Annotated in this window: 24 protein-coding genes; 2 read left to right on the top strand and 22 right to left on the bottom strand. The window is 45.5% G+C overall.

Annotated elements, in window-relative coordinates; translation table 11 throughout:
- Positions 1–79: 79 nt before the first annotated feature.
- The 6 genes from BN1002_RS01955 to BN1002_RS01930 form a co-directional block, all read right to left on the bottom strand.
- A complete protein-coding gene (locus BN1002_RS01955) occupies positions 80–733 on the bottom strand; it encodes a hypothetical protein (RefSeq protein WP_048823372.1) in 654 nt (217 codons plus the stop codon).
- A complete protein-coding gene (locus tag BN1002_RS01950; protein ID WP_048823371.1) occupies positions 708–1,238 on the bottom strand; it encodes an RNA polymerase sigma factor in 531 nt (176 codons plus the stop codon). The genes BN1002_RS01955 and BN1002_RS01950 overlap by 26 nt, the downstream gene beginning before the upstream one ends.
- A gap of 139 nt (positions 1,239–1,377) precedes the next feature.
- Positions 1,378–2,220 (bottom strand): GNAT family N-acetyltransferase, encoded by an 843-nt coding sequence (locus BN1002_RS01945; RefSeq protein WP_048823370.1) that lies wholly within the window; start codon positions 2,218–2,220, stop codon positions 1,378–1,380.
- A 20-nt stretch (positions 2,221–2,240) separates the two neighbouring features.
- Positions 2,241–2,987, bottom strand: coding sequence for a GNAT family N-acetyltransferase (locus BN1002_RS01940; RefSeq protein WP_048823369.1), 747 nt, complete (start codon positions 2,985–2,987; stop codon positions 2,241–2,243).
- Positions 2,988–3,005: 18 nt separating this feature from the next.
- On the bottom strand, positions 3,006–3,548 hold the full coding sequence (locus BN1002_RS01935; RefSeq protein WP_048823368.1) for a histidine phosphatase family protein: 543 nt from the start codon (positions 3,546–3,548) through the stop codon (positions 3,006–3,008).
- Between the two features lie 19 nt (positions 3,549–3,567).
- Positions 3,568–3,870, bottom strand: coding sequence for a hypothetical protein (locus tag BN1002_RS01930; protein WP_231574962.1), 303 nt, complete (start codon positions 3,868–3,870; stop codon positions 3,568–3,570).
- 210 nt (positions 3,871–4,080) lie between these two features.
- Between BN1002_RS01930 and BN1002_RS01925 the strand changes: the two genes are divergently transcribed.
- Both BN1002_RS01925 and BN1002_RS01920 read left to right on the top strand, forming a co-directional pair.
- Positions 4,081–4,434 carry a DUF485 domain-containing protein gene (locus BN1002_RS01925; RefSeq protein WP_048823367.1) on the top strand — a complete coding sequence of 118 codons (354 nt, stop codon included), beginning with the start codon at positions 4,081–4,083 and terminating at the stop codon, positions 4,432–4,434.
- Positions 4,431–5,957: a solute symporter family protein gene (locus BN1002_RS01920; RefSeq protein ID WP_048823366.1), complete on the top strand. Its 1,527-nt coding sequence runs from the start codon at positions 4,431–4,433 to the stop codon at positions 5,955–5,957. Before BN1002_RS01925 ends, BN1002_RS01920 begins: the two co-directional genes overlap by 4 nt.
- 71 nt (positions 5,958–6,028) lie before the next feature.
- Here BN1002_RS01920 and BN1002_RS01915 read toward each other — a convergent pair whose 3' ends face one another.
- The 16 genes from BN1002_RS01915 to BN1002_RS01840 all read right to left on the bottom strand — a co-directional run bounded on the left by BN1002_RS01915 (position 6,029) and on the right by BN1002_RS01840 (position 20,469).
- A complete protein-coding gene (locus tag BN1002_RS01915; RefSeq protein ID WP_048823365.1) occupies positions 6,029–6,379 on the bottom strand; it encodes a DUF4181 domain-containing protein in 351 nt (116 codons plus the stop codon).
- A 388-nt stretch (positions 6,380–6,767) separates the two neighbouring features.
- Complete coding sequence (maa, locus tag BN1002_RS01910; protein WP_048823364.1) at positions 6,768–7,328, bottom strand: maltose O-acetyltransferase; 561 nt, start codon at positions 7,326–7,328, stop codon at positions 6,768–6,770.
- 117 nt (positions 7,329–7,445) lie between these two features.
- Positions 7,446–8,783, bottom strand: a complete 1,338-nt coding sequence (locus tag BN1002_RS01905; RefSeq protein ID WP_052445597.1) for a PAS domain S-box protein — start codon at positions 8,781–8,783, stop codon at positions 7,446–7,448.
- Between the two features lie 16 nt (positions 8,784–8,799).
- Positions 8,800–9,252, bottom strand: coding sequence for a GAF domain-containing protein (locus BN1002_RS01900; protein ID WP_048823363.1), 453 nt, complete (start codon positions 9,250–9,252; stop codon positions 8,800–8,802).
- Between the two features lie 15 nt (positions 9,253–9,267).
- Complete coding sequence (locus tag BN1002_RS01895; RefSeq protein WP_048823362.1) at positions 9,268–9,921, bottom strand: response regulator; 654 nt, start codon at positions 9,919–9,921, stop codon at positions 9,268–9,270.
- A 63-nt stretch (positions 9,922–9,984) separates the two neighbouring features.
- Entirely contained in the window at positions 9,985–10,641 is a 657-nt protein-coding gene (locus BN1002_RS01890) for a sensor histidine kinase (RefSeq protein WP_048823361.1), read from the bottom strand.
- 30 nt (positions 10,642–10,671) lie between these two features.
- Positions 10,672–10,953 (bottom strand): hypothetical protein, encoded by a 282-nt coding sequence (locus BN1002_RS01885; protein ID WP_052445596.1) that lies wholly within the window; start codon positions 10,951–10,953, stop codon positions 10,672–10,674.
- Positions 10,940–11,254 carry a hypothetical protein gene (locus BN1002_RS01880; RefSeq protein WP_231574961.1) on the bottom strand — a complete coding sequence of 105 codons (315 nt, stop codon included), beginning with the start codon at positions 11,252–11,254 and terminating at the stop codon, positions 10,940–10,942. The genes BN1002_RS01885 and BN1002_RS01880 overlap by 14 nt, the downstream gene beginning before the upstream one ends.
- Complete coding sequence (locus BN1002_RS01875) at positions 11,251–11,451, bottom strand: hypothetical protein (protein WP_048823360.1); 201 nt, start codon at positions 11,449–11,451, stop codon at positions 11,251–11,253. The genes BN1002_RS01880 and BN1002_RS01875 overlap by 4 nt, the downstream gene beginning before the upstream one ends.
- Positions 11,441–11,965, bottom strand: a complete 525-nt coding sequence (locus BN1002_RS01870; protein WP_048823359.1) for a Rieske (2Fe-2S) protein — start codon at positions 11,963–11,965, stop codon at positions 11,441–11,443. Before BN1002_RS01870 ends, BN1002_RS01875 begins: the two co-directional genes overlap by 11 nt.
- 11 nt (positions 11,966–11,976) lie before the next feature.
- Entirely contained in the window at positions 11,977–12,540 is a 564-nt protein-coding gene (locus tag BN1002_RS01865) for a 4Fe-4S dicluster domain-containing protein (protein WP_048823358.1), read from the bottom strand.
- A complete protein-coding gene (locus BN1002_RS01860; RefSeq protein ID WP_048823357.1) occupies positions 12,540–14,744 on the bottom strand; it encodes a molybdopterin oxidoreductase family protein in 2,205 nt (734 codons plus the stop codon). Before BN1002_RS01860 ends, BN1002_RS01865 begins: the two co-directional genes overlap by 1 nt.
- A complete protein-coding gene (locus BN1002_RS01855) occupies positions 14,731–15,813 on the bottom strand; it encodes a membrane protein (RefSeq protein ID WP_048823356.1) in 1,083 nt (360 codons plus the stop codon). Before BN1002_RS01855 ends, BN1002_RS01860 begins: the two co-directional genes overlap by 14 nt.
- A 715-nt stretch (positions 15,814–16,528) precedes the next feature.
- Positions 16,529–17,713 carry a hypothetical protein gene (locus tag BN1002_RS01850; protein WP_048823355.1) on the bottom strand — a complete coding sequence of 395 codons (1,185 nt, stop codon included), beginning with the start codon at positions 17,711–17,713 and terminating at the stop codon, positions 16,529–16,531.
- A 157-nt stretch (positions 17,714–17,870) separates the two neighbouring features.
- Entirely contained in the window at positions 17,871–19,061 is a 1,191-nt protein-coding gene (locus BN1002_RS01845; protein ID WP_048823354.1) for an HD-GYP domain-containing protein, read from the bottom strand.
- Positions 19,062–19,227: 166 nt separating this feature from the next.
- Entirely contained in the window at positions 19,228–20,469 is a 1,242-nt protein-coding gene (locus tag BN1002_RS01840) for an ATP-binding protein (RefSeq protein ID WP_048823353.1), read from the bottom strand.
- Positions 20,470–20,524 lie beyond the last annotated feature (55 nt).

The raw sequence follows: 20,524 nt of genomic DNA, 5'->3' as shown, positions 1-20,524 counted from the left end.
AATCAAAGTCCCTGACCAATTACGGTACAGGGACTTTGGTTGTGTTTCACTATTTTCCACACTCTATAAATCCGGCAGCTCACTCGCCGGGCTTTTTTCCTGCCAAAATTTTATATAATATTTCGGATTCTTCTTTTGGCAGCTTCGTGTATTTGTTTTCACCTTCAACAAAAATTTCAAGACTGTTGTCCTCCGGCAATACTGAAATAGAGTATTTACCATTCAGGATGAAGTCTGCCTCTGCCCGGTCCATTTTGGCTGTAGTTTCCTCCCACTCTGCACCGCCAAATATTCCCCTTATCCGCTCAATCTCCGACGCATCATTGATTCTCCTGCCGGTCCAATCATTCGTCCCATCCTTACTCTTCAAGGCTTCGACGGTGAGTTCCCCATTTAAATCCCCATTACTAAAGTTCTCCATCTTCCTATCTCCGGTGTCCTGGTCGCCTCCTGAGGCTTTATCTTCGGACATTTTTGCAGACTCCGACTGGTCGAAACTGCCTTGATTTACTACAAGATATCCTACCAATATAACGACGAAAAGCGCCGCTGCACCCGTCACCCCGGCGAGCGACCGTTTCATAACCCTCATCCACCGATCCTTAGCATCAAGCCGGTCGGCCTCCTCGATAATCGATTGATGAATCCTATCAAAAGAAGCTTGCTTCAGCTGTTTCTGCGGAAGGCCCTTCAATGCCGATTCCAGTTCACGAAATTCTTCCTGACCGCTCATTGAGGCCACCTCCTTTTTGATTGCGGAGCGCTTTCAGGGCGCGAGAATAATTCGTCCTGACCATGTCCTCGGTCCAATCCAGTACCGCAGCTGTTTCCGCCACACTCAATTCCTTGATGCCCCTTAAAATCACGACTTCCCGGTAATTCTGCTTCAGCTTCTGAATCGCCGTCAGCAGCTCCCGCGCCTGTTCATTTTCCTCAAAAATCGTTTCCGGCGTCTCCGCGGCGACACCTTCCGCCATTTGATCAAACCGCGCGATTTTATCCCAAATCCTGTTTTTCTTCTTCCTCGCCTCATCAATTGCCAAATTCCGAGCAATCGTAAACAGCCATGTCTTCGGGCTTGAGTTGTAGTTGAAACGCTCTAGGCCTTTCAGCGCCTTGATGAACGTCTCCTGGACAAGATCCTCGACATCACTTTTGCCCGTATAATAAATCAAAAAATGATAAACATCATGGCTGTACTGATGGAACCACTCCGAAATAATCTCTTTCCTCGACATCCGGTTTCCTCCGCTTTCCTCTCAAATAGTAGACGGAACCACGTGCCCTAATGTGGCAGCCTTATCGATAAAGCCCGGCATGTGACTGTGCCAGGCTCGTCATACTACATTTTACCAGAAACTGTTCCCAGCAAAAATGCTATCCAAAAATTTGTGCCGCCAAGGCATACAGTTTACTGTCTCGCCCCATTGGCCTGTCACTATTCAACATCAGCGGAGGCATTGCCGCTTCAACAAAGCCCCGTGCCTTTAAAAACGGCAGAATCGAATTCCTCTCGGCAGGAAGATCAATCCGGAACTTTCCCTTATAATCCTTTGAAACAGCATCAATAAGAAGAGCCGCAACCTGATCATTTTCCGCTACAAGTGGTCCAATAATCATATTAACCGGTCCTTCGACAGAAAGGCAGAAACCAAGAAGCTTTCCCTGTTTGTTCATGGCCACAACACTTCGGCGAGCTTGACGAATCCGGCTTTCCATTAATTTCCGACGATCCCCGCCAAACGCTTTTCTATCCATATCGAGTATTGTAGCCATATCATCCGAAACAACCCTGCGAATTTCTATACCATCGTCATTCAAATCACCCGGGGTGTAATTGTCAGCAATACATTTAATAATTTTGCCCGTTTCAAAAAAGCCCATTTTTTCATACATAGGCCGGCCTTCCGGAGTGGCAACAAGCATTACCGCAGTCTCCTCCGGAACCGCTTTTAGACATTTCTCGGTTACCATTTTCCCAAGTCCAAGCCCCCGATGATCGGGATGGACAATAACCATTCCAAGGGATGCCAACCCTTGCCCATAAGAAATAATAGCCGCACTTGATATAATCTTTCCTGTCTCATCAAGTTGGCCAAACATCTCACCTGCAGACAAGACCGTTCTCAATTCAGCTTCATCATAATCCCAGCCTACTGCCGCCGATAACGCCACAAGACCAGGAATATCATCCTCGCAAAACCGTTCAACCTTAAGCATTTTCCGTCCCCTTGCACACGTTATAAATATATATAATACGACTCCGTATATGCCCGGACCTGGCAGCCATTCCGTTCAAAAACCCGCTGCATCGCCGCATTCCCCATATGCGTACTTCCCACATAATACTCCGCCCCAAGCTCCTTCAGCATCGAAAGGGCCTGTTTATGCAAAAGTGAACCAAGTCCCCGTCCCCTCGCGCCGGGCAGGATGCCGAAATAGAAAAGCCTTCCCTCGCCGGGGCTTCCAGGTTCCATATGCGGGATGGCCACCCCGACCGCTGTTCCGCCTTCAAAAAAGACACGGCATGTGTTCCGCCAGCCTTCACCCAGCTCTGCCCTCACCGACTCAAGATGCTGATCCATTGTCAAGGTTGACGGCTGGTTGGCTGAGAAACTCATCGCCTGCTCCCAATACTGCTTAAACTGTTCTTCAGTCAGTTCAGGGCTTTCAAGAGAACGCCAGTCGACTTTTTCTTCCGCATCCTCGTGGATGTTCAAATTCTTGTACACATCCACCTTCGAGGAGAAATGCTCGAACCCACATTTAATGAGAAGCTCCCCTGCCTCCAAGTTTCCTCTTTGGATTATGACCCCCGTCCGCTCGACTTCCAGCTGCCGGGAAATTTCTATGAGTGCTGTTATTTTGTTATCCCATCCGGTGAGTTTTCCTGGTTCTTTTTGCTCGATAATAATCGAGATCGGCAGTCCTGCCAGGACATGAAATTCCGGGCCAAACAGGCTTTCAATCTGCTTTATTTGATCCATCTTAATCCCCCGGTTCTTTTATTTCTCCCATATCCTATGAATCTTCGGCTTTTCTTCTTCAAACTTAAGCTCATATATATCTGGATTCGACAATGCTTTCCACTCTTTAAAGCCATAGTTTTCATCATAGTATTTGAGGATGAGCGCCATCAGGTTCCCATGTGTAACTACAGCGGCACTCTTTTCCGTTTTTGCAAGAATCTCGTTGATCGCTTCTATTCCCCGCTTAGTGGCAGCCGCCCCGGACTCCCCACCTTCAAATAGCAGTTCCGGGTCATTGAACGACCGTTGCAGCATATCGAGCCAATCAGGATTTTCTCCAGTGCACAGCACCCTTTCAGAAAGTCTTTCATCCGTTTCAACCTCCATTCCAGCCTCTTTTGCGAAAGGAAGAATGGTTGCAACCGCCCTGTCAAAAGGGCTGGAAACAATCCTATCAATCTGTTTCCCCTTCAGAAATTGAGCGAGCCCAATGGCCTGGCTTTCGCCCAACTCCGTCAATCTTGCTTCCCGTTCCTGCCCGTCCGCCTTGCAATGGCGGATTAAATAGATTGTTTTCATTCCGTTTCCCCTTTTCTATTCAATTCTTTCTACGAGCCAGTTGCTTTTCCAGTAAATTGATGAACTTTTCCTGCGCCTGCCGATTTTCAATGAGTCTGTTTACTCGATATTTATTTTGCAAATACCCGCGGACATTTTTATTGGCAAAAAACAGGCGCCTGTATTTCTCATCATTATATAACTTTCTGAACCACTCTTCTTTCTCAAGAAGCTCAATATGTGCGTCAATTTTCTTCGTATTTAAACCGCTCCCATAGCCAATACCGATTGCCGCAAAAATATCCGCCAGAAAGGTGACAAGGAATTCCAGCAGTTTAACCACCTCATTTCCATTCAGATTATCAACTTGAGAAGGAGAAATAAAATAGCTGTATGATCCACATTAGTCAAGCTGGGAGCGTAAAGGAAGAGTTGGGAAATTTTTAAAAATAATCCAAAAGTCTGATGGTGTCAGAATTTACTAATTATTTTGATAGTTATATAATAACCTTGATTTTGTTGAAATCTATTTTCTACCCAAGGAGGAATTTTCATGGCATTGAAGGAAAGCCAGTTAGAAAAAGCAGCTCGATCATCACCATCTTTAGATTACTCAAAAATTGTCCAATCCCCATCTTTTCAGCAGCTGCTTCGGGAAAAACGAAAATTTTTACTGCCTGCCACTCTGTTCTTCATGGCCTTTTACTTTACACTTCCTATCTTAACCGCGTATTCGACTGTCCTGAACAACTCCGCGTATGGTCCAATCAGCTGGGCGTGGGTGTTTGCTTTTGCACAGTTTATCATGACTTGGGCTCTTTGCATCATTTATACAAAAAAAGCAGCCAGATTTGATTTTCTCGTAGAGGACATCATTAAAAAAGAGGCACGGAGGGCTGGCCGATGAATACTGTTGCCTTTTTACTATTTTTAGCCATTGTCCTTCTGACGCTAGTGATCACGTATTTTGCCTCGAAAAAGACGAAGACGACAAGTGATTTTTATACCGCCGATTCAAGCCTGACCGGCTTTCAGAATGGACTGGCCATCGCCGGTGATTATATGTCCGCCGCCTCTTTCCTCGGCATTGCCGGAATGGTCGCTTTGTCAGGCTTTGACGGCTTCTTCTACAGCATCGGTTTTCTGGTCGCTTATCTTGTCGTTCTCTATTTAGTTGCGGAACCGTTGCGTAATCTTGGGAAATATACGATGGCTGATATGATTGCGGCCCGTTTTAAGGAGAAAAAGGTTCGCGGGGTTGTGGCCCTGAACACCATTACTATCTCTATTTTTTACATGATTGCCCAATTGGTCGGGGCAGGAGCGCTCATTAAACTGCTCCTCGGTATTGATTATATTTATTCGGTCCTGATTGTCGGCACACTTATGACTGTTTACGTTGTGTTCGGGGGAATGACGGCCACTTCCTGGGTCCAGATTGCAAAAGCTGTCCTGTTGATGGTCGGCACTTTCATTATCTCGGTGATTGTTTTTGCAAAATTCGACTTCAGTGTTGTGAAAATGTTCCAAGAGATGAAATCAGCCACCCCGCTTGGGGAAGCGTTTTTGAACCCTGGCAATAAGTTCAAGAGTCCTTTGGATACCCTGTCGCTCAACCTTGCCCTCGTGCTCGGTACAGCCGGCCTCCCGCATATCCTGATTCGCTTTTTCACGGTAAAGGATGCCATTACAGCACGTAAGTCCGTAATTTACGCGACCTGGATCATCGGGATTTTCTATGTCATGACTGTTTTCCTTGGTTTTGGAGCGGCCGCTTTCGTTGGCTATGATAAAATTGTCGCCGCTAATGCTGCTGGCAATATGGCCGCGCCGCTGCTTGCCGAGGCGATTGGAGGAGAATTTCTTTTTGCTTTCATTTCAGCCGTGGCTTTTGCGACGATTCTCGCGGTTGTAGCTGGACTCGTCCTTTCAGCGGCCTCGGCTTTCGCGCACGACTTCTATGCTCATATCATTAAAAAAGGAAATGCAACCGAGAAGCAGCAGGTCAAGGTTGCAAGGCTTGCTTCAGTTGGAGTTGCTATACTGTCCATCCTTTTGGCCCTCTTTGCCCAAAAGATGAACGTGGCATTCCTTGTCTCGCTCGCATTCGCAGTCGCGGCTAGCGCTAACCTGCCGATCATATTACTGACGATCTTCTGGAAAAAGTTCAATACGACAGGTGCGATAACTGGCATGATCGTTGGATTAGCGAGCGCCCTTGTGATGGTTGCGATTTCCCCGAATATTTGGTCGCCTGAAGCTGGAGCTGCCATCTTTGTCGGCGAGCCGCTCGTCACCTTGACAAATCCAGGTATCGTTTCGATTCCGCTCGGCTTCCTCGCTGCCATCGTCGGCACCCTTGTTTCCACGAAAAGGGAGGATACAAGGGACTTCGACAGGATATTGGTTAAGGCGAATACGGGGCTATAGAATACTAAAATTAGGGAGACCCTCGTTTTAAGTAAGGGTTTCCCTGTTTTTTCGGTGGACGACATTCTTCATTAGACTACAAATATATAACAATATATCAAGCCAATTAGCAGTACTAAAAGCGGTACAATAAAGGCCTTTGAGCTTTTTATATACTTCCATTCAACAAAAGATTGAAAAACATAAATGATTGCCAGGAAGATTAGTAAGGAACGTTTAACAGCTTCTTCATCCGTAAAATCTATTGCCTTAAAAAGATAAAGTAACCATGCAAGGACAAGAATGATATTGCCTAGTATATATATAGCCTTACCGTTTGTATCGTAAATTTCCCGTCCCCCTGTTCCAACAATCCACCTTCTTAAAAAATACTCAAGTATGGCAAGAAAGAATCCCAGGATTGATAAAGAAAGCACCGCCACTGAACCCTCCCCCGCTTTAATGAATACCTTCTCTATTTGCAGAATAGTGTCTTTTTCATTTTAACATAAATATCCAATTTAACCTTTTAAAACTTCAGTGCAATTCGAATTGGATAATAAACTATTGGATTTGGATAATAAACTATTGGATTTGGATAATAAAGCTCCGAATTTCGATAATAAACTCGTAAGTTGGTGCATTAACTGCCAGAAATGGGGCATTAACCACCGGAAAAGGCAAAAAAACAGACCGATTCAAGTGGGAACGGCCTGCTGAATTTTGTATTTAAATTTTGGTGCTATTATCATCATTTTTATAGTTGCAATCCTGTCCTGAATTGAACCCTTAAACTCATTTTGCCTGGCCTTGAACCCGTCTTGTCATTTTTTATATTTCAATATACTTAATGACTCTCGCCGGGTTCCCGCCGACCACTGTATTGGCCGGTACATCCTTTGTCACGACCGCACCGGAGGCGATGACTGCGTTGTCGCCGATTGTCACTCCCGGATTAATAACGGCGCTGCCGCCAATCCAGACATTGTTGCCGATCGTGACCGGCTTGCCGAACTCCCGGCCCGAATTGCGTTCAACCGGATGAAGCGGATGTGTCGCCGTATATATATGTACTCCTGGAGCCAGCATGCAATTGTCGCCAAAGCGGACTTCGCATACGTCGAGGATGACACAATTGAAATTCGCGTAAAAGTTGTCGCCAGCGTAGATATTTGAACCATAATCACAGCGGAAATCCGGTTCTATGAAGCTATTTTTGCCAACAGACCCGAACAGCTCCTGTAGAATTTCCGTCCTTCTTTCAAATTCAGTTTCAGCGGTTTGGTTATAGGCATTTGCAAGCCTGCGTGCCTTCAGGCGCTCCTCCACCAGTTCAGGATCAGCCGGAACGTACATTTCACCAGCAAGCATTTTCTCTTTTTCCGTTTTCATTTGCGCACCTCATTAAATTTATTTTGCATAAAAATAGAACTTAAGCTTTGTCGGCCTGCCGGATGGCGACCCTTTCGGCGCTAAGTTTTTTCACAAGAGTAACAGAGCCTCCCGAAGTCACCTCACCGGCACTTCCAGGATTACCTTCGTCCCTTTCCCAGGCTCCGAAATGATTTGCAGCTCCCCGCCAGAAGCCCGCGCACGCTCGTCCATGCTGAACAGCCCGACGCCGCGCGGGCCGCCACTTACATCAAAGCCCCGGCCGTGATCTTCAATCATCACCCGGACAGCATCTTCATATTCCCTGACCGTTACTGCGGCCTCCTCGACATCCGCATATTTCCGGACGTTCGTGAGCGCTTCCTGGATGACGCGGTAGATGGTCGTCTCCGTCCCCGGAAGCAGCCTCCGGCCAAGTACACAATCGAAATGGACGTCGATTTTGTAATGGCTTGAATAGCGGTTCAGAAATGACCGGATTGCTGGTACAAGCCCGAGGTCATCGAGCACGGACGGCCGCAGCTCCCAAGACAGGTCGCGGATTTCCTCAATCATTTCCATCGCTTCTTCCTGCATCTGTACAAGCAGCGGATGGTCAAGCTCCGACAGCAGCCGGTTAATCGTTATCAGGTGGCTGTACAAATTTTGCCCAAGCCCGTCATGGAGCTCGCGTGATAAACGCTTTCGCTCCTCTTCCTGGACATCAATGATGCGCGCCGTCATTTTCTGGAGCTCCGCCTCAATCCGTTTCCGCTCGGTAATTTCAAACCGGATCGCCAAATGCTGGTACGGTTTTCCTTGTTCGTCCAAAAACGGGATGATTGTCGTGTCTACCCAGTAGTAACTGCCTTCCTTGGCCCTATTCTTTATTTCGCCATGCCAGACCTTGCCTGATGTAATTGTCTGCCAAAGCTTCGTAAAAAACTCGCGTGGATGATAGCCGGAATTGATAATCCGATGATCTTCGCCAATCAGTTCCTCGGCTTGGTATTGCGAGATTTCGCAAAACTTTTCATTTACGTATTTTATTTTGCCGCGGCGGTCGGTTATCGCGACAATCGCGGCCTGGTCAAGCGCGAACTTATAATCGACGAGCTCATTTATCGGCTCGGGTCCAGCAGCTTCGAGCCTCTCCTGCGATTCTCCATACTGAAAAACAAACAGGAAATATGAAACGCCTTCAAGAGAAAAGCTGTTCATAGTGAAAAAGAGCGGAAATTTCTCCCCCTCTACATTGCGGCCATATGTACTTTTCAAAACCCCTTCAGGAATAGTCCCGAAGTCATACTCCGGCAGAAGGCTTTCAAATGAAAAGCCGGCGTCCTTGAAAACGCCTGCCCTATATCCGAATAGGCCAAGCGCCTGATCGCTCATATACTGCACCTTGCCGTTTTCATCGACAAGCACTGCGCCGCCGGTATCCTGCCTTCCCGTAAATCCATTCCCCTTTATCATAAAGTGCCCCCCGCATTCAAAGTAGATGGTAACCTTCCAGGATTTCCTCCAGCGCGGATGCTGTTTCCCTTACCGCTGAACACCATGGCACACCGAAGGATAGGTCAGACCGGTTCCCTGCCAAAAGGACTCCCTTTGGCACTCCATTGAAGAATAGCGGCACCGCATAGGAAGATTTCAATTTCTCCGCGAGCATGATAGGATAGTCGGTCGCTTTCCCAGCAATGTTTTCAGGAAAGTTCTCGACAAGAATCGGACTTCCGGTCGATACGACCTTGCCGGCAATCCCTTTTCCGTATCGGACGGTGATCCGTTCGTATTTATCATTCAGATTGCCTGAGGCGAAATGCCAGCGGATATCGGGGCCAATTTTATTCTGGATGGCCAGCCCGACGAAGTCACAGCCAATCGCTTCCCGCAGCCAGTTAATCTTTTCCGTGACAGGCTTGAGGCCCCTCAATTCATCCATGCCGGACTACTCCTTTCAAAGACCGTAACCCAACAGCCCTTTTTTAATCGCATATTGGACAAGCTCTGGCCTGGTTTTCAGCTGAAGTTTCTCCATCACGTTCCCTTTATGGGTCTCGACCGTTTTGACCGAAATCACCAGCTGCTCGGCAATTTCCTTATTCGAAAATCCTTTTGCCACAAGCGTGAGGATTTCTTTCTCCCTGTCCGACAGGAGATTGAAAGTATCCGCATTCCCGTGGCGAAGAGCTCCCATATACTCCTCCATCAGGCGTTTCGTGGCGGAAGGATGCAGATAGGCGTCCCCCTTTGCCACCATTTCAATCGCGGCCAGCAGTTCATCATGAGGGGCGCTTTTCAAAATACAGCCCGATGCGCCTGCCTGGATGGCGCGGAACAGATATTCTTCATCATCGTGCATGGTCAGAATCAAAATATTTACTTCAGGCATAAGCTTTTTCAGTTCCGAGGTGGCCGAAAGCCCGTCTTTTCCATGGGGCATGCTCAGGTCCATAATGACAACATTTGGTTTAAGCTCAAGCGCCTTTTTTATTCCCTCGTTGCCTTCGGAGGCCTCGCCGACCACCCTCATATCAGCATGAGAGTTCAGCAGCATCGACAGCCCCATCCTGACAACGGCATGGTCATCAACAAGCAGAATTTTAATCAAAGCAAAACTCCCCTTTACAGTCGGTGAAAAGTTCCCTGAAAAACAAAGAAAACCCTAGCCCGATTAGTCGAGCGGCAGGGTCAGTTCGATCAATGTCCCTTCCCCTATTGTAGAGGAAATATGGCAATTCCCGCCAGCCAGAAGCATCCGTTCTTTCATGGCGGCAAGACCGGAGGATTGGTATCCGTGCGGGTTGTCTTCCACATCAAAGCCTTTCCCAAAGTCCTTGATAGTGACGATGAGTGAATCTTGGGACCAGCTTACGCCCATGCTGACATGGCATGTATCGGCGTACTTGGCGATATTCGCAAGCGCTTCCTGGCAGACCCGGAATACCGCGATGCGTCCTTTTTCTGATATGGCCTGCTCTTCTCCCTCCACCTCTACATCAACAATAATGCCGAATGTGGACGTATAGAGCTTGATATAGCTTTTAATCGCAGGCACAAAGCCAAGGGTGCTTAGTGTTGGAGGATGCAATTCCACGGACAGGAGACGGATTTCCTGGATGGTCCGCTCCATCAGCCTGGACATCTCGGCGACATAAGCCTTCATCGCAGGGTCCGGCACCGCCGATTCAATGAATTGAAGCCCATTGAAGACACTGTAGAGATTCTGTCCGACTCCTTCATGGAGATCCAGGGCAATCCTTTTCAGTTCATCTTCCTGCGAATGGATAATATAAGAGCTGATTTCTTTTTGTCCTGTCAACGTCTCCATCGTGCTTCCTCCTTCAATCAATCCCGCCGCCTATCTCCGGTCTGTTATTTTGACCGTGTAGGACAGACCACTGCCTGCGTCATATGCAGTAAGCTCCGTTTCAGAACCGCCAAATTCACTTGTAACCGGCACAGCAAGGAATTTATTTTTGTCAAAATAAAACCTTACATGGGTGCCGTCCGGGCACATGAGCACATATTTAATCGCTTTCCGGATGGCCGGCGCCTGGTCGGTGCCTTCCCTGTCCTTGATGGCAAGTTCGACATTCGCCCCTTCAAAGCGCTTCAGATTCCTGTCCTTAATGTGATCCACAACTGCCGCACCCTTTCTTGTTAGGATAAACGAAGATTTTATATCCCTGGAGATAATCCCAGAACGCCTCGTCTGCATTCGTTTCAATGAACGCAATCGTTTCTTCCTCCGTCTGGAACGGCGTCATGCCTTTGATTTCCGCGATGACAACATCGGCACCGTCAGCCGTCTTTTCTTCAAGATACCATTTCAGCCGTTTGCCTGAAAAGAGGTCCTTCAAGAGACTGTCAATCTCCTCTGAAAAGTTACCTTCTTCCTTTCTGGCAAAACAAAAGTCGATGTACGTTTCGCTGTTCATCATTTGCTTTCACGCTCCATCCTGCGGTCCCTTTTATAAATAAAAAGAGCCAAAGGAAAGAGGATGATGTTCAAAGCCCCAAAAATGAGCGAGTTGGCGTAGTTTTCGAAAAAGTACTGCTGGACCATGAAATGCGTGCACACAATATTCAGCATCAGGATTGCGCAGAGGAGAACGAAATTCACTGTACTAGGCTTCATAGCGCTTCACCCCAGTCGCGTATACCGCCCCTTTATCAACCTTAACGAAAATTTCCGGAAGCGGCCTTCTTGGCGGTCCCGCTGTAGGCGCTCCTGTTTCGACATCAAACTTGCCGTGGTGGCAAGGGCAAAGCAGGTCATTTTCTTCTTTATTCCAAAATACCGGGCAGCGCAGGTGGGTGCAGGCATTTTGGTAGGCTACGAACTTTGTCTCGGACAGACGAATCATAATCGCGCTGTCGTGTTCGCCGGGAAATGCGAATTCCACCGCATCACCAACAGCGACAGAATCGAGGCTGGCGATTTTTTTGCGCGGATATTCCTTCTCACCAAGGTCGATCAGTTCCTTCGCGGCCATCGCCCCCCACGGCAGGGAGGAGACGGCGAACACGCCGGCCGCCCCGACGAGTGTTTTCATGAAGCCGCGCCGGTCCAGTTTCCGCTCATTGCTGCGGTTAATGTTATGTGTATAATTATCTTCTTCGAACGGGATTTTATTATTTTTCTCTGCCATTACAATCCCTCCTAAAACAATTTCGTGACGCCCTGCAAGATGCCAGGGAGATTTACTTTAACGTTTGTTTCCCCTTCAAGATAAGGCAGGCTTGTCACCCATTTACCGCCGTTATCAAGATTGAATTGCTTTCTCTTCGCGTCAATTTCCTCATCTGTCAGCCACTGCAGTGTATTCGTCGGGCAGACGCTCGCGCACATCGGCGGGATGCCGTCCTTGGAACGATCGATGCATAGGTCGCATTTATACATGAGGTTCTGCTCGGTGTCGAACTTCGGAATGCCGTACGGGCATGCAATCGTGCAGTTTTGGCAGCCGATGCATTTTTCAACGAGCGCGGAAAGGACCGCACCAGTTTCATGGATCTGGATCGCCTGGGCCGGACAGCTCCTCGCGCATGCCGGGTTCACACAGTGAAGGCACATAAGAGGCATGGTCTGCCGGTCAACAAGCGGGTTTACGTCATAAACGTAGTTCCGGTTCCGTTCTTCATGCCCGCCGCACTGTGTGCAGGCAGCGAGGCATGAACGGCATCCTATACAGTTTTCAAGTTCTATATACAGCCTCTTATCCATTATCGCACCTTCTTTAAGTCGTGTTTTTCGGCAGGCGCCTTTTTAATCTGAGCGGCGCAAGCCTTGAATTCCGGCATCCGGCTAATCGGGTCAAGCGCCGGGATTGTTAATAGGTTAATAGATTTTTCATGTCCCCAAGAATATGGAACGAAAACAGTATCTTTCCTGATTGCTTCCGTGATTTTCACCTGATAAACGGCTTCACCGCGGCGGGTGTAAAGGAGAACCCGTTCTTCGTGTTCTATTCCGTATTTCGCGGCGGTTTCAGGATGAACCTCGACAAACGGATCAGGGCACATATCGTGCAAAAATTGAATTCTTCTAGTCTGGTTGCCCGATAGATAATGGTACACGACGCGGCCCGTTGTCAGGCGAAGCGGGAATTCATTATCCGGCTCCTCTGCTGGTGGTGTATACGGAAGGGCGAACAGCTTCGCTTTTCCGTCCGGATGGTAAAACTTCTTATCAAGGAAAAGATGCGGTGTCCCAGTATCTTCTTCACTCTTGCATGGCCAGAAGACGCCATCCTGTTTATCTATCTTTTCCCATGTAACTCCAGAGTAATCCGCTGTTCCGCCTTTTGAAGCGCGGCGGAGTTCGTTAAAAATATTGAGCGGCGTTTTCAGGTGGGAGAAATACTGGCCGCGTCCCATCCGTTCCGCGATTTCGATTTGGATCTGCCAATCTGGCTTAGACTCTCCAAGTGGTGCCTGGGCGCGGTTGATTTTGATAATCCGGCCTTCCACGTTTGTCGTAGTTCCTTCATCCTCCGCCCATGTCGTTGTCGGCAGGATGACATCGGCGAATTCCGCTGATTCGGATAGGTAGAAATCGACACAGACCATGAAATCTAGATTCTTCATCTGTTCCCTAACATAGTTCAGGTTCGGGGCTGATACAGCCGGGTTTGAGCAAAGCAGGTAAAGCGCGCGAATTGTCTTCTGTTCCATGAGTTCGAACATTTCGTAAGCGGAAACGCCAGGAAGCGGCATTTCTTCCGGTTTAATTCCCCAAACTTCCGCAACTTCCTTAACGTGTTCAGGATTGGCTAGCTTACGATAGCCTGGCAGCGCATCTGCCTTTTGGCCATGCTCGCGGCCTCCCTGTCCGTTCCCCTGTCCTGTGATGGTGGCAACGCCAGATTTCGGGCGGCCGATTTTGCCGGTAACCAGTGACATGTTCACATAAGCGGAGACGTTATCAACGCCTTTCTGCTGCTGCTCGATTCCGCGGGCGAACATGACGATCGCATTCGGCGCCTTGCCGAACAACTCTGCGGCACGGATGATTTTTTCAGGTGCGACCCCGGTAATTTCGCTTGTATATTCAGGTGTGAATTCTTTTACGAGTTCTTTCAGCTCTGCAAAACCATTTGTATGGTTATTGACGAATTCTTCATCGGCATAGCCTTTTTGAATTAATAAGTTCACGATGCCGTTCGCTAGCGCCAAGTCTGTGCCAGGCTTCAGATCCAGATGGACATCAGCCCTTCTCGCAATCGGCGTTTCACGCGGGTCGGCAATGATCAGGTAGCCGCCCCGTTCCTGGACGTTCCAGACACGGAACATCGAAGTCGGATGGCATTCAGCCGTGTTGCTGCCAGCTATAAACAGGCAGTCTGTTTCATGGACGTCTGTCCAGGGAACCGTGGAGCCGCGGTCGATTCCGAGGGAACGGTTCAACCCGCCAGCCGCACTCGACATGCAAAAACGACCGTTGTAATCGATATATCTTGTCTGGAGGCCGACACGGGCGAATTTTCCTGTCAGGTAGCACTTTTCGTTTGTCATCGACACGCCGCCGTAGACGGATACGCTGTCTTTGCCGTATTCAGCCTGAAGCTTTTTGAAGTTCTTTACAATTAAATCGTATGCCTCTTCCCAAGTTGCTTCACGGAAGCCATCTTTCGTCCCTTTCAAGGATGCATCATCACGGATTAGAGGCTTTAGGATCCTGTCTGGGTGGTTGACCTGCTGGTAAGCGGTCACGCCTTTCGGGCACATTTTGCCGACCGTCACTGGCCAGTCATAGCGGGGCTCAACGCCGATAATTTTATTTGTCACCGTATTGACCCTCAGGTTCATTCCGCACTGCATCGCGCAATAGCTGCAGTGTGTCTTGACGAGAGTTTCGTTCGGATGGGTGAGGTTTTCAACTTCCTTGAAATATTTATCCCGTTCGTTTCTGAACTCAACCTTTTGCATTCTGGTTGGCCTCCTTGACTTTCACTTGATGGGTCGCAAATCCGGAGAACTGTGCGATCCGGTATTTCCGGCGGCATGGAAGGCAAAGCTCGGCAAGATGGAACCCTTCCTTGGACGCGAATTCTATATCGTTCATTCCGAGTACATCAATGACATCGTTTGATTGTTCAACAGATACGAAGCCTGTTCCGCAAACCTTGCATTCCTTTGTCGCCTGCTCCGCATAGTGTTCACGGTAGTTTCTTGCAAAAACGCTTAGCGGGCGGAACGGAATGTGCGCTAGTTTACCGAATGGCATGTAGATTAGAGTAATGATAACTGAATATTGGTGAATCAAGGACATTACCTGGTGGCCGAAGCCGTGCAACGCGATATTAATGAATGTCAGCGCCAGACCTGTGATGGAAACAAACAGCAGCAGGTATAGTGGCAGGAAGTCGTACATAAACGTTTGCTCGGCGCGGGCCTGCATATTTTTCAAGCGACGGTAGAGCGCCATCGAAACGCCAGTGATGACCATGAAAGCAGAAATGTTCAGAGCGTTATACGATAAAAACGCGATAAAGCCATCAGCCGGGACAGTCATGATGTTCATCCCCATCAGCACGATTGTGTACATGCCGTTGTCGGCCATCGTGAAGTACATCCAGCCAAATACGAGCGGGAATGTAACGAGTAGGGCGATGACGCAGCCCCAGCCCATCATGATATGCTGTGTCCAGCGATACAGGCCGCGATTCCAGATGAACCGGTATGTCACCAGCTGCTCGGTCGCCGTTTTAGGAGTCGATTTTCTGAAAAGAAGCTTGATCCCCTTTTTAATAAAGATCTTTGTCGGTGGCCTTTCTCCCCAGGCAATGAACCGGTAGAAAAAACCGCCGAGGAAAACAATCGTTCCAACCATATAGCCGTAAAGGTTTAAATCAACGTGTGTGAACATCCTCGTTCCAATGAATGATAGGATGACAAGCCCGCTCACCGCCAAAAACATCGATTTGGCAAAATGGGATGCAAAAGCATCGTTAACAGACCGGCCGGGTTTTTTTACAGTTTCAAGATTCGCCTGCATAAGAGTTCCTCCTTAAAAAATCAACAGTTCAATTTGATACTCTTATTGTAGGAAATTATGGCCGTCTGCCTGAATCAGGGTATTCCCCCATCCTCGGGGGGAAATACCCCTAGTTATTCGAGATTTGACAAAGATTAGACACAAAGAAGGTTTTTGGCGGGGAAGTGAGTGGATTTGTATTGATGGCGAATAGGGTTTTGTTGTTACGTGGGCTTGTTGCTTGAACGACGGGGGTGACTTCGGACATGAAACCGATGATTCTCTGGTTCTCTGTCCGAACATGGAGCTACTTCGGACAAGAAACCCGTGATTCTCTGATTTTCTGTCCGAACATGGGGCTACTTCGGACAAGAAACCCGTGATTCTCTGATTTTCTGTCCGAACATGGGGCTACTTCGGACAAGGAACCTATAATTCTCTGATTCTCTGTCCGAACATGGAACTACTTCGGACAGGAAACCCCTGACTCTCTGATTTTCTGTCCGAACATGGAGTGACTTCGGACAAGAAACCGATGATTCTTTGATTCTCTGTCCGAACACGGGGCTACTTCGGACAAGAAACCGATGATTCTTTGATTCTCTGTCCGAACATGGAGTGACTTCGGACGAAATACTACCATTACCCCGGTTTGCTGTCCCAACTAGAACGCCAAAACCAGAACCGTACTAAAAATAAAAAAAGCCATTCAGAAAAACTCTGAACGGCTTACTAATTATTCTTTTCCAAGACGGTATTTTTTGTTCCATGAGTAGAGTAGAAGAGAAAGTCCTGTTAGCGTCTGGATCAATACAATAAATCCATCAAAGAATTCCTTTGAAAACAGAGGACTGCTCAATCGATCTATCGAATGGCTCATCGTTAAAAAAATCTGTGGTATAGAAAACAGAATAAAGATTGAAATCGTTAAAAACACACCTAGAAAGTAGATGACACTATATAAAGCAATAGTTTTCTTCTCATGGACATATGAAACTTCTCCAGCTCTTCTCTCATTTTTCTTGAATCTGCTCTTAATAAAGTGGTGGGCATTTTCCATTAAATTATAACTTCCTGTTATATTCTCTAATAAAAAATACAAATCCGTTTTCATAAAGACACCACATTGAAAGACGAAGCGGATGAATATATCAATCACTATAATTTTCATTACGGCGATCATTAACCAAGGACCTGCTGGATAGTAGGTTTGGATAGCCAGGGCAATAGTTAAAACTACAACATCAAAACATAAGCCTCCTAAATAGAGGACGTTTCTTTTGCCAGGAGGAAGTCCCCACGTTCCATCCATATCAGTTTCCAGCGCAATGAACATCAATCTGTGGCCAATGGTTAAGCGGGTGGGTAAAGCATTAGAGCGCATTGCTAAAATATGGCCTGCCTCATGAATAATTAAAAGAATCATCCCTATCGCTATCCAGAGAAGAACATTAAGAGACATCCAGTCAAAAACAAAATAGTCTTTATAAGTTGGAAATAGAGTGGGGTTTTTTATAAAAAGATATAAATTAAATATGAATAGAAATGCATAGAGGAAATAACTGATTTTATTAAAGGCTAATTTACCCAATCCAACAGGAATCCAAATAAACCCTTCTTTTTTCTCTTTTATTTCCTTGTTTAAAACTTGTACTCCATCTATCTCGCTGATAAGTTCTAAATCCATTAACTGCTGGGCAAAATCAAGTATATCTATCTCTTCTTCGGGGTATGAGTTTTTGAGTCGGTTCTCGACTTCATCGAGGGGTAACCCCTGATTCAGCAACTCAATAGCCTTGACCGCCATCTTGGGCATTTCATAAAAATCTCCGGAAGCAACGTCTTTTACTATATAGTTTTTTCTATCTTTATGGAACTCAACTGTTACCAATATAAGTTTTGAGGATTTATTAACTTCCATTTTTTCACCTAACCTATTAATAAAAAAGGGTGCAAGCTTATGGCAAGCACCCTTCTGGCTGTAACATGAATTACAAGAACCAGCACCACCAGCATGGAACTGCAGTAGCTTTTACTTTCTTAAGCTTACGGATTTTCATGTTGTCACCTCCTTTTTATTAAACTATATGGATATTAGAAAAGTTACTAATCGGCCTTTCATCCCATTCCACATGTACTTTCTTCCATGAAGGATATACCTTTTTAAAGATTTCAACTAAGTCGGGATCAAACTGAGTGCCTTTCCCTTCAATTATTCTCTCAAAAGCCTCTTCCACCGATAAAGCTGCTCTATAAGAACGGGAACTTGTCATCGCATCAAAGGCATCAGCAACAGCGGTAATCCTCGCCAAATATGGAATGTCCGTTCCCCTTAGCTGGTCCGGATATCCTTTCCCGTCCCATCGTTCATGATGAGATCGGATAACTGAAATGCTTCCCTGAAGCCCGTCAACGTTTTGTACCGCCCGTTCACCTACTTCTGTATGAGATTTTATAATCTCATATTCTTCTTTTGTGAGAGTAGTAGGCTTCATTAAAATTTGGTCCGGAATATGGACTTTGCCTATATCATGAAGCAGACAGGCATAATTAAACATCTTTAATTCTTCTTTGTTAAAGATACCCGTTTCCCTAGCTAATATTTGTGCATATGCAGCAACTCTTTCACTGTGACCTCTTGTATAAGGGTCTTTAAGTTCGAGGGTTGATATTACCCCTTTAACTATGCCAATTAATTGTTGATCATAAGAGGTTTTTACTGCATTTACATATGACTGAAACCGATTAAGTAAAATGTATGCAAAAATAGCTATTGCACAAACTAAGATAATAGCAGCAATAACATTAGGAGTTTGGATAGCAACTCCGACAATAATATATTTCACAATTAAACCCAATAATACCACTAAGAAAAACCGAGTATTTACAAAAATAGGCGTCATCAAAAGCCAAAATATTTCTACTGGATTCCCGCTCCTATATTGGTCCGCATGGTTAAGGAACATAAGGATATCCTTTAAAATCGAGAATAAAGTATAGGTTATAAAGTATATATATTTAATAGAGAATAACTTACTTTTTTTAGTTAAATAAATTGATATAGGTATTAATAAAAACATAAACACGTATAACCAATACCCTAATAAATCCGGTGGAGAGGTATCCTCTTTATAGCCAGGCATATAAGTCGGCATAATATACCCATAAAAGAAATCAAACGATATAGATATTACATAAAAGAGCACAATAAACCATTTTAGTGTCCGTTGCTCCTCATTTAGTAAACTTTGATAGACTGGTTTTTGCATTTTAATACCTCTCTGACTGGATTCTGGTTATAGTTTAGTAAAAAATAGTTAGCGTACCAGAATTTAAATACTCTTTTTCATTATAAATCAATTTTTCTATTCATTACATAGGGATAATTAGATATTTGTGTATAATCTTAGAAAAACCCCTCGAAAATAATAGAGTTTAGTTGATTCGAGGAAAAAGAATATCAATTTTTGTTCCTTTTCCTGGTTCGCTTTCAATTTCGAAAATCCCCTTATGGTCTTTTACTATTTGGTTAGTAACCATTAATCCCAAGCCAGTACCGTCTCTTTTGGTAGTGAAAAATGGATCGAACATTTTTTCTACATTTTCCTCAGACATGCCATTTCCTTCATCGGAAATCGATAATACTACCTGATCCGGATCTTTTGCCTTAATAGAAACCCTAATTGTACCTTCGATGTCCATTGATTCAATGGAGTTTTTCACCAGGTTGATTACAATTTGCTTCAGTTGCTTTTCATCGCCATTTAACCATAATGGGTTAGCATGGTCATCATATTCTTTTATAATGGAAATTTCCGTTCCTTTGGCATACTGCTCGGCTATTGAAATCCCGTAATCGACTATCTCATTTAAATTCGATTTCGTGAACAAACCTTTCTTCGGTTTTCCAAGAATCATTAAGTCATCAACGATTGAATTGATTCTGTCAATTTCCTGCCTCATAATTGGAAAATAATCTTTTTCTCCATTTTTCGTTTCCTGCTGAAGCTGGATAAATCCTTTCAGGGAAGTTAGCGGATTGCGGATTTCATGAGCAATGCCAGTTGCCATTTGGCCAATGCTTATTAACTTTTCTTTTTGGTTCATTTCTTCATACACTGAAGTTAGTGAATTCAAATAAGACTTGAATCTAATTAAAAGTATATAGGTAATGGCGGAAATTACTATTAACAAAGTAATAGGAGCAATTATTTCGTTTGTTTGTAAAATGAAGCCAGTCACAGCGTATTTCGCCAAAAAAACTGTTGTTACAGTCCAGAAGTATCTTTTGCTAATAAAAATCGGGGTAAAGAGGAAAAAAACCACTTCTGTAAAGTTACCTGTCTGAAAAACCACATTTTTATCCAAATAAATTATTAGGTTATTGATAATATCAAGAATATTGAACCCAATAAAGAAAATATATTTTACTAAATATAAATATCCTTTCTTATATACAAACATACTTATCGGCAACAGGCATAATCCGAGAATATAATACCAATAACCCATCCCGTTAAATGGGGGCCCTCCGCCATACGTATTGAAAAATGCCGGATAAAAAAAATAAAACAACAGGTCTACGCCGACAAAAGATATGTAAAAAAGCCCGATACAAAGTTTTAAAGCTTTAAGCTCTTCTTGTTCTATCTTTTTATTCTGTAGAACTTCATTCATAGTTTCCTTTTCTCCTTAAGGTTCCTAATTACCCCTATATTACCACCTTTTCCAA

The organism is Bacillus sp. B-jedd (genome assembly GCF_000821085.1).
In the GTDB taxonomy this organism is placed as follows: Bacteria; Bacillota; Bacilli; order Bacillales; family Cytobacillaceae; genus Bacillus_D.
Note: the sequence above shows the minus strand (reverse complement) of the source record. Positions and strands in the feature narration are given on the sequence as shown.